We start from the raw sequence: 8,705 nt of genomic DNA, 5'->3' as shown, positions 1-8,705 counted from the left end.
TGTGGACGACAACACCAACGCCTGTGTGGTCTGTGTTGGGCCGCTGGGGATCAATCGCCGGTGTCCACCGCGACGTGGAACGCTGCAGGTACTCATGAGTGGGTTGTGCACATCCCTACACACACCCGGAAGAGTGTTGGTGGTGTGACGAAAGGGAGAGAAGTTTTTCGCCAGAAAAGTACGACAGGTAAGCACGGATCAGCGCTTGGAGCGCTGACGGATCCGAGTGGTGAGCTCCTTGACGTTATCGAACACCTCGCGGCGCTCCGCCATTTCGCCACGGACCTTGCGTTCGGCATACATCACGGTGGTGTGGTCGCGACCGAACGCCTGACCGATCTTGGGAAGTGAGAGGTCGGTGAGCTCGCGGCACAGGTACATCGCGATCTGGCGCGACTGAGCGAGCGCCCGAGTCTTGCCCGGGCCGCGCAGCTCTTCGACTGTGGTGTCGAAGTACTCAGCTGTGGCAGCCATGATGGTCGCCGCGCTGATTTGCATGGTGCTGACATCGGCGATCAGGTCGCGGAGCACGATCTCGGCCAATGCTTTATTGATCAGAGTCTTGTTCAGTGAAGCAAATGCGGTGACCCGGATGAGGGCACCTTCGAGTTCGCGGATGTTACGTTCGATGCTGCTGGCGATCAGTTCCAAAACGTCGTCGGGTACCGCAAGTCGTTCCATTTGGGCTTTCTTACGTAAGATGGCGATGCGGGTTTCCAACTCCGGGGGCTGCACATCAGTGATCAAGCCCCACTCGAACCGGGTGCGTAGCCGGTCTTCGAGGGTAGCAAGCTGTTTGGGCGGCCGGTCTGAGGAGATGACGATCTGCTTGTTCGCGTTATGCAGGGTGTTGAAGGTGTGAAAGAACTCCTCTTGGATGCCTTCTTTTCCTTCGATGAACTGAATGTCGTCGACAAGTAGCACGTCGACGTCGCGGTAGCTGCGCTTGAAGGCGACTTTGCGGTCATCGCGCAACGAGTTGATGAAATCGTTGGTGAATTCCTCAGTGGAGACATACTTGACTCGCATACCGGGGAACAGGCGCTGCGTGTAATTGCCGGCGGCATGCAACAGGTGTGTCTTGCCCAATCCGGACTCGCCCCAAATGAACAGCGGGTTGTAAGCGCGAGCAGGCGCTTCGGCGATCGCCAGGGCGGCTGCATGCGCAAACCGATTGGAGGCACCGATGACGAAGGTGTCGAAGGTGTAGCGGCGGTTGAGGCTGGTTCCGCTAGCAGCTGCAGCGGTGTCGGTATTAGGTGAGCGACGGGCGAAGTAGGTGGGCCAACTCGGTTGAGTGCTGCCGGTGTCTTCGTCTGTGTCGTCGACATCGTGTCCGGCGTGGTATGAGGTTTCCTCTGACGCGGGGCAGATGGGGTCGTCTGTTGGCGTTAAGGCTCCGTCGTCGACGTCATCAGTGGACGGCGATGGCGCGATGCGGACACCGAGTTGGATCTGCTGCCCGAGTCGGCGGCTGAGCGCGTCAGTTATTGGAGTGCGGAGATGACGTTCGATTTCGTTCTGCACGAAGCTGCTTGGTACCGACAACAGAGCAAACCCCTCGACGATGGTGAGTGGTTGGACAAGATTCAACCAAGCTCGTTGCTGCGGGGTGAGTGGGGTGGCGCGAGAGGTGCCGTTAGCGGGAGTGTCGAGGACGTCGTCAGAGTGGTCACCGTTGAGTTCAGAGACCACCGCGCTCCACACTGTGGCGAAACCGGACCCAGGTTCATTGGTCAACGACGCATCTCCCTGGTCCGACGTCGAGGTCCACAATGTCGGCGACAACAGCAATTGTCCACATGATTATCCACAGCTGTGGAAAATACGGTCGATGACTTGCCGCAGCCTGTCGGCAACGGCTCGCGATCTCCGTGCTGCATCCAACCACTTGGTTGTCTGGGCAGCTAGTCGATCCGCCATCCTCGCTTCATTGTCGGCCGCCGTTTCAGTCTGAAACAGCACTGCCCGAAGCTAACAGTTTTCGCTCCGGCTGCCAACCGTTGCTTCCTGATTTGGTCATGCTGATTGATAGTGGTGGGAGATCAGAGTGATTGGCGGCGTCTCGTTTTCAGGCCGAGCGGTGGTATCGTGTGCGTCTTGGAACTGGCGAAGTTTGACCAGGCGAAGGCTCGTCAGTACCCTCAAACAGTCGCCCGAACGTCGGCGATACGGCTGCGACCTGGATGCTCAGTTTAGGGACCGCGCCGGCCAGTAGTGAAACCACCGCTGACCGATCACTGCGAAAGAATGAGCGGCCGGACGGTTGTGTCGGAGACATCAAGGAGAATGTCGTGGCCAAAGGCAAGCGGACCTTCCAGCCGAACAACCGCCGTCGAGCCCGCGTTCATGGCTTCCGACTGCGGATGCGTACCCGGGCGGGGCGAGCCATTGTGTCTGGCCGGCGCCGCAAAGGCCGCCGCGCGTTGACTGCTTGATCGTCAAGCCGGGTTTCTCAGCGGTGCTATCCGCCCGCAACCGCATGAGGCGGTCATTGGAATTTGACGCGACGGTCAAGTATGGCATTCGGACCGTGCAGCCGGACGTCATCGTTCATGTCCGGCGTAGTCGCGAACGCGACGAATGCGAGGGCCCGCATGTGGGATTGATCATCGCTAAGCCGGTAGGTACCGCCGTCGAACGTCATCGTGTGGCACGTCGGCTGCGGCATGTGACTCGACTGCTGCTAAAGGATTTGCATCCGTGCGACCAGGTGGTGATTCGCGCGTTGCCTAGTAGTCGGCATGTTTCTTCGGCGTGGCTGGAGCAACAAGTGCGGCGTGGTTTGCGGCGGGCTCTTGATCTGGCGGGTAGTGACCGGTGATGCGATCGGCGTGGACCCCCGGCAATGTGGTCCGAAGCATCAGTCAGTTGACGGTCCGGGCACTGATCTACGTGATCGAGCTGTACCGGCACCTGGTCTCTCCGCTGCGGCCCGCATGCTGTCGTTTCATCCCAACCTGTAGTCAATACGCCGTCGCGGCGCTCACCGAGTATGGGTTGACTCGGGGGAGCTGGCTGACGGTGATCAGGCTTGCCAAGTGTGGTCCCTGGCATCACGGAGGATGGGATCCGATTCCAGAGCGCTTGAGCTGTCGAGCCGAAGACGTGAGCTGGGCCGTGCCGGCGAACCAAGGGGAGAGTGGGTCTTTTGTTTGATTTTTTCAGCCTCGACTTCGTCTATTACCCGGTGTCGTGGATTATGTGGGTCTGGTACAAGCTGTTCGCGTTCGTGCTGGGGCCGTCCAACTTCTTCGCGTGGGCGCTATCGGTGATGTTCTTGGTCTTCACGCTGCGCGCGTTGCTGTACAAGCCATTTGTGCGTCAGATCCGTACCACTCGGCAGATGCAAGAACTGCAGCCGCAGATCAAGGCACTGCAGAAAAAGTACGGCAAGGATCGGCAGCGCATGGCGCTAGAGATGCAAAAGCTGCAACGTGAACACGGGTTCAACCCGATCTTGGGTTGTTTACCGATGCTTGCGCAAATCCCGGTATTTCTGGGTCTATATCACGTGTTGCGGTCGTTCAACCGTACGACGGGCGGTTTCGGACAGCCGCAGCTGTCCGTGGTTGAAAATCGACTGACCGGCAATTACGTGTTTACTCCGACCGATGTTGGTCACTTCTTGGACGCCAACTTGTTTGGGGCTCCGATTGGCGCGTCGATGACACAGCGTGGTGGGTTGGACGCGTTTGTTGACTTCAGCCGGCCCGCCGTGATTGCCGTCGGGGTACCGGTGATGATCCTGGCCGGCATTGCGACCTACTTCAACAGTCGGGCATCGATTGCGCGGCAAAGTCCGGAAGCAGCGGCCAATCCGCAGACCGCGATGATGAATAAGCTTGCGCTCTACATTTTTCCGCTGGGCGTCGTTGTCGGCGGCCCATTTCTTCCGCTCGCGATCATCTTGTACTGGTTTTCCAACAACATTTGGACCTTCGGTCAGCAGCACTACGTATTCGGGACGATCGAAAAAGAGGAAGAGGCCAAGAAGCAGGAGGTTTTGCAACGCCGAGCTGCCAACGCGCCGGCGCCGGGTGCCAAGCCTAAGCGCGCGCCTAAGGTGGCGCGGTCGACAGCCAACGGATCTGAGACAACCGCCGAAAATTCCTCGGGTGACGATGGCACGGGTGCGACGGCGGAGGCCGACAACCAGGCAGCCGAAGGCAAGGGCGGTAAGGAGCCGAGACAACAGGGGAAGCCCACTGCGGCCGATCGCAACAGCGCTGCACCGGACCGTACTCCGCGCCCGGGTGCGCGGCCCAAGAAGCGCAAAAGCTAGAGATGCGTCGTAGCGCAACCAAGCTAGCCGACAGTAGCGATGCAGAGCACCGAGAAAGACACCGGGAAAACAGCGCGAACACCGACCTGTTGGACAAGGGAGAAAGACCATGACTGACGCCGATACCACCGAAGTGGACACCGACAACAAGACAGTGGTTGACGACGGCGCCGAAGACGCCGCTAGGGAAGTCGTTGTGGATGAGAGGGACGATCTAGAAGAGCGTTTGGTTGCCGAGGGTGAGATTGCCGGCGACTATCTCGAGGAGCTGTTGGATCTGCTGGACTTCGACGGTGATATCGATCTAGACGTTGAGGGTAGCCGCGCGGTCGTGAGTATCGACGGCAGTGACGACCTAAAGAAGTTGGTGGGCCGCGGGGGAGAGGTGCTGGATGCATTACAGGAGCTGACCCGGTTGGCAGTGCACCAAAAGACGGGCGTGCGGAGCCGGTTGATGCTTGACATCGCAAGTTGGCGTCGTCGTCGTCGCGAGGAATTGGCGGCGCTAGGAGACAAAGTTGCACGACGGGTGGCCGAGACCGGTGAACGCGAGCAACTCGCGCCGATGACACCGTTCGAGCGCAAGATCGTTCACGATGCGGTGGCGGCGGTTCCGGGTGTGCACAGTGAGAGTGAGGGCGTGGAGCCGTCGCGCCGGGTTGTCGTCCTGCGGGATTAGCCCGTGAGCCGACCGTGATCGCGGCGTAATTCCGGCGCTCAAGTTACAGAGGTGTAGTTCTCTGCGACATGATCACTTGGAACGGCGGGGGTGATCTGGTGAAGAGCGGAGAATGTTTCACGTGAAACATGACACGTCGGACGACCCGAGGTGGACGGGCGGTTATTCCGCGGATGAGGTGACCTCATGTGTTGCCGTGGCTGCATTCGGCGATCGAGCGCAGCTGGCTCGTCGATACGCGTGGTGGCTAGGCACTGCGGGCGTGGAGCGCGGCCTCTTGGGGCCGCGTGAGGCGCACCGCGTGTGGGATCGTCACTTGCTCAACTGCGCGGCGATTGCGGACCTTGTTGACTTGAATCAGCGGGTAGTCGATATTGGCAGCGGCGCCGGGCTTCCCGGAATTCCTTTGGCGATAGCGCGACCAGATCTTCGGCTCGTACTGTTGGAACCTTTACTGCGGCGCAGCGAATTCCTCCACGAGGTGGTGGCCGATCTCGGGCTCTCCGTCGAAGTGGTGCGGGGACGAGCAGAGGAATCCTGGGTGCGGAAAAGGCTTGGCGGCAGCGACGTGGTGGTGTCGAGAGCGGTGGCGACGTTAGACAAACTGACGAAGTGGAGTATGCCACTGCTGAAGCGGGAGGGTCGGATGCTGGCAATGAAGGGCGACCGTGCTGCAGAGGAAGTAGCGAGGTTCCGGCGTGTGATGGCGGTAGCGGGTGCAGTTGATGTCAAGGTTGTCACATGTGGCGCGCACTATTTGCAACCGGCCGCTACCGTGGTGGTGGCGCGACGAGGAAGGTCGACGTGAGGGCTGTTGCGGCCCGCGGGCAGGGGAAGACGCCGAGCCCCGTGTGTTCATCGATGCCGGATACCTCGGCGGCTATCCATAGGGCGGAGGTTGCACGTGTTGTGCCTTCGACGGCCGTTACAGCGCCGTCGGCGCCTGCTATTGCTGCGCTGTCGTCAGGCACAGCGGTTGTAGTCCGAGTGGCGGAGGCGGCTGTGTGCGGGAGCCAGCCGAAGCAGGGCGCGGTGATGCAGGTTTTGCCTACGCAGCCAGCCGATTTGGCGTTGGCGTCTGAAACCACGCACAATCCCACGGTGAATGTTTCACGTGAAACATCGAGCGAACTCGATACCCCAATCGGGGCCGCTGCCGAACGTGCCATGCGTGTCCTCTACAACAGCCACGAGCCGTTGCGCCGGCCGCATCAACGGCGTCTCTTCACCGTCGCCAACCAGAAGGGCGGTGTTGGCAAAACCACCACTGCAGTCAACCTTGCCGCCGCGCTTTCCGTCCAAGGACTCAAGACGCTGGTCATCGATCTGGATCCGCAGGGCAATGCCAGCACCGCATTGGGTATTACCGACCGGCAGTCGGGCACTCCCTCGTCCTACGAGATGCTTATCGGGGAGGTCTCGTTACAACAGGCGGTGCGGCGTAGCCCGCACAGCGAGAGATTGTTCTGTGTGCCGGCCACAATCGATCTGGCCGGAGCAGAGATCGAATTGGTCAGCATGGTCGCACGCGAGAATCGATTGCGTAACGCACTGGCTGACCTCGACACCTTGGATCTCGATTATGTCTTCGTCGACTGTCCGCCGTCACTGGGATTGCTTACCATCAACGCGCTCGTGGCTGCTCCGGAAGTGATGATTCCTATCCAATGCGAGTACTACGCCCTGGAAGGGGTGTCACAGCTGATGCGAAACATCGAGATGGTGAAGGCGCATCTCAACCCAGAACTCGAAGTCACCACAGTCATCCTGACCATGTACGACGGACGGACGAAACTTGCCGATCAGGTGGCCGAGGAGGTCCGTCGCTACTTTGGAAGCAAAGTGTTGCGAACCGTGATTCCGCGTAGCGTCAAGGTTTCTGAGGCGCCGGGCTACAGCATGACAATCATCGATTACGATCCTGGTTCGCGCGGTGCGATGAGCTATCTCGACGCCAGCCGCGAACTGGCCGAGCGTGATCAGTCACCCGCGGGGAGGGGACGATCATGACACAGCCGTCACGTCGGAAAGGCGGTCTGGGCCGCGGACTAGCCTCGTTGATCCCCACCGGTCCCGCCGAAGGAGAATCCGGGCCGGCTACGTTTGGCCCACGGATGGGCTCAGCGACCGCCGATGTTGTCATCGGTGGACCCCTGCCGGACAACACCGCGATGGGCGCCGTGTACCGCGAGGTCGCTACGTCGGATATCGAGGCCAATCCCCGTCAGCCGCGTCAGGTATTCGACGATGAGGCCCTGCAGGAATTGGTGCACTCGATCCGCGAATTCGGGCTCTTGCAGCCGATTGTGGTGCGGGCGGTGGAGGGCACGCGGAGCGGCGCGCGCTACCAGATCGTGATGGGAGAGCGGCGTTGGCGGGCGGCCCAGAAGGCAGGCTTGGCCGCCATCCCCGCCATCGTGCGTGAGACGGGCGACGACAATCTGCTGCGCGACGCCCTGCTGGAAAACATTCACCGGGTCCAACTGAATCCCTTAGAAGAGGCGGCGGCCTACCAGCAACTTCTCGACGAATTCGGTGTCACCCACGACGAACTGGCAGCGCGGATCGGCCGGTCGCGGCCGTTGATAACCAACATGATTCGGTTACTTAAGCTGCCGATTCCCGTGCAGCGGCGAGTTGCTGCGGGGGTGCTGTCCGCCGGCCACGCTCGCGCGCTGCTGTCGCTCGAGGCAGGGGCGGAGGCGCAGGAGGAACTGGCGAGTCGCATCGTTGCCGAGGGGTTGTCGGTGCGGGCCACGGAGGAAGCGGTCACCTTGGCCAACCGAGGAGATGCCGGTACACCGACTCCTCCGCGGCGCAAACCAATCCAGATGCCCGGACTTCAAGACGTTGCTGAACGACTCTCAAATGCGTTCGACACCCGCGTCATGGTCAGCCTTGGCAAACGCAAGGGCAAGATTGTGGTGGAGTTCGGCTCGGTGGACGATCTTCAGCGCATCATCGGGTTGATGACCGAGGCAACGCCCTGAACGGTAACACCGGGAAATTACGTCACTGTGACACTGCCCCCGTTTACCGACCGGAAAAATGGTTGCCGCTGCAGCACGACTCGATGGAGAGCCCCTGTGTATCAAGCGATCTCGGAATATGGTCAGGATATGCAGGCCTGGAGGGTGGTCTGAAGCGGCGGCACGATGTCGCGCATCGGCAGGCACGCCGGTACTGGCCCGATCGCGACCAACTCTCCTATCCTAGAGAGGTTGCTGGTGCACATCAGCCCGGGGGAGAACCGGGCTGTTGATATCGCTGTGCGACACCGCGCCCCGCAAATTGGGTACGGGGAGCGGAGCCGATAGCCGCAGTACCGCACGGAGGCCAGGAGATTAGTGTCTGCTCGTATTACAGCGCTGCGGCTCGAAGCCTTCGAGCAGCTTCCTAAGCACGCGCGCCGCTGCGTGTACTGGGAAGTGGACCCTGCGACCCTGGGGAAAGAGCATTACCTTGCCGACCCCGAATTCGAAAAAGAAGCCTGGCTGTCGATGGTCATGCTGGAGTGGGGTTCGTGCGGACAGGTTGCGATGGCGGGTTCCGGCGACCGCATCGGGGCTGAACCACCCTGCTTGGGGTATGTGTTCTATGCTCCGCCCCGGGCGGTACCGCGGGCCCATCGGTTCCCGACCGCTCCGGTGTCCGCTGATGCGGTGTTGCTGACATCGATGGGCATAGAGCGCGGACAAGCCCCCGATGATCTCCAACACAGCCTGATCGCCCGCGTGATCG

9 protein-coding genes and 1 pseudogene are annotated in these 8,705 nt (G+C 60.7%); 9 read left to right on the top strand and 1 reads right to left on the bottom strand.

Going from position 1 to position 8,705, the window contains the following annotated elements; translation table 11 throughout:
- Nucleotides 1-198 precede the first annotated feature (198 nt).
- Nucleotides 199-1,740: a chromosomal replication initiator protein DnaA gene (dnaA, locus tag F0Q45_RS22220; RefSeq protein WP_149655982.1), complete on the bottom strand. Its 1,542-nt coding sequence runs from the start codon at nt 1,738-1,740 to the stop codon at nt 199-201.
- A 554-nt stretch (nt 1,741-2,294) separates the two neighbouring features.
- On the opposite strand from dnaA, the gene rpmH reads away from it, so the two are divergent.
- The 9 genes and pseudogenes from rpmH to F0Q45_RS22175 form a co-directional block, all read left to right on the top strand.
- Nucleotides 2,295-2,438, top strand: coding sequence for a 50S ribosomal protein L34 (gene rpmH / locus F0Q45_RS22215; protein ID WP_068111553.1), 144 nt, complete (start codon nt 2,295-2,297; stop codon nt 2,436-2,438).
- Between the two features lie 23 nt (nt 2,439-2,461).
- Nucleotides 2,462-2,824, top strand: a complete 363-nt coding sequence (gene rnpA, locus F0Q45_RS22210; RefSeq protein ID WP_149655983.1) for a ribonuclease P protein component — start codon at nt 2,462-2,464, stop codon at nt 2,822-2,824.
- A complete protein-coding gene (gene yidD, locus F0Q45_RS22205; protein ID WP_149655981.1) occupies nt 2,824-3,159 on the top strand; it encodes a membrane protein insertion efficiency factor YidD in 336 nt (111 codons plus the stop codon). Before rnpA ends, yidD begins: the two co-directional genes overlap by 1 nt.
- On the top strand, nt 3,143-4,285 hold the full coding sequence (gene yidC, locus F0Q45_RS22200; protein WP_149655980.1) for a membrane protein insertase YidC: 1,143 nt from the start codon (nt 3,143-3,145) through the stop codon (nt 4,283-4,285). The genes yidD and yidC overlap by 17 nt, the downstream gene beginning before the upstream one ends.
- A gap of 109 nt (nt 4,286-4,394) precedes the next feature.
- Complete coding sequence (locus F0Q45_RS22195) at nt 4,395-4,964, top strand: Jag family protein (protein ID WP_149655979.1); 570 nt, start codon at nt 4,395-4,397, stop codon at nt 4,962-4,964.
- Between the two features lie 112 nt (nt 4,965-5,076).
- A complete protein-coding gene (rsmG, locus tag F0Q45_RS22190) occupies nt 5,077-5,772 on the top strand; it encodes a 16S rRNA (guanine(527)-N(7))-methyltransferase RsmG (RefSeq protein WP_149655978.1) in 696 nt (231 codons plus the stop codon).
- A 227-nt stretch (nt 5,773-5,999) separates the two neighbouring features.
- Nucleotides 6,000-6,974 (top strand): ParA family protein, encoded by a 975-nt coding sequence (locus F0Q45_RS22185; RefSeq protein ID WP_262491117.1) that lies wholly within the window; start codon nt 6,000-6,002, stop codon nt 6,972-6,974.
- On the top strand, nt 6,971-7,954 hold the full coding sequence (locus tag F0Q45_RS22180; RefSeq protein WP_149655976.1) for a ParB/RepB/Spo0J family partition protein: 984 nt from the start codon (nt 6,971-6,973) through the stop codon (nt 7,952-7,954). Before F0Q45_RS22185 ends, F0Q45_RS22180 begins: the two co-directional genes overlap by 4 nt.
- Before the next feature lie 357 nt (nt 7,955-8,311).
- Nucleotides 8,312-8,705, top strand: a pseudogene (locus F0Q45_RS22175) (acetyltransferase); the annotation flags it as partial.

It is taken from the genome of Mycobacterium simiae (assembly GCF_008370645.1).
GTDB classification, from domain to species: Bacteria; Actinomycetota; Actinomycetes; order Mycobacteriales; family Mycobacteriaceae; genus Mycobacterium; species Mycobacterium simiae_A.
Note: the sequence above shows the minus strand (reverse complement) of the source record. Positions and strands in the feature narration are given on the sequence as shown.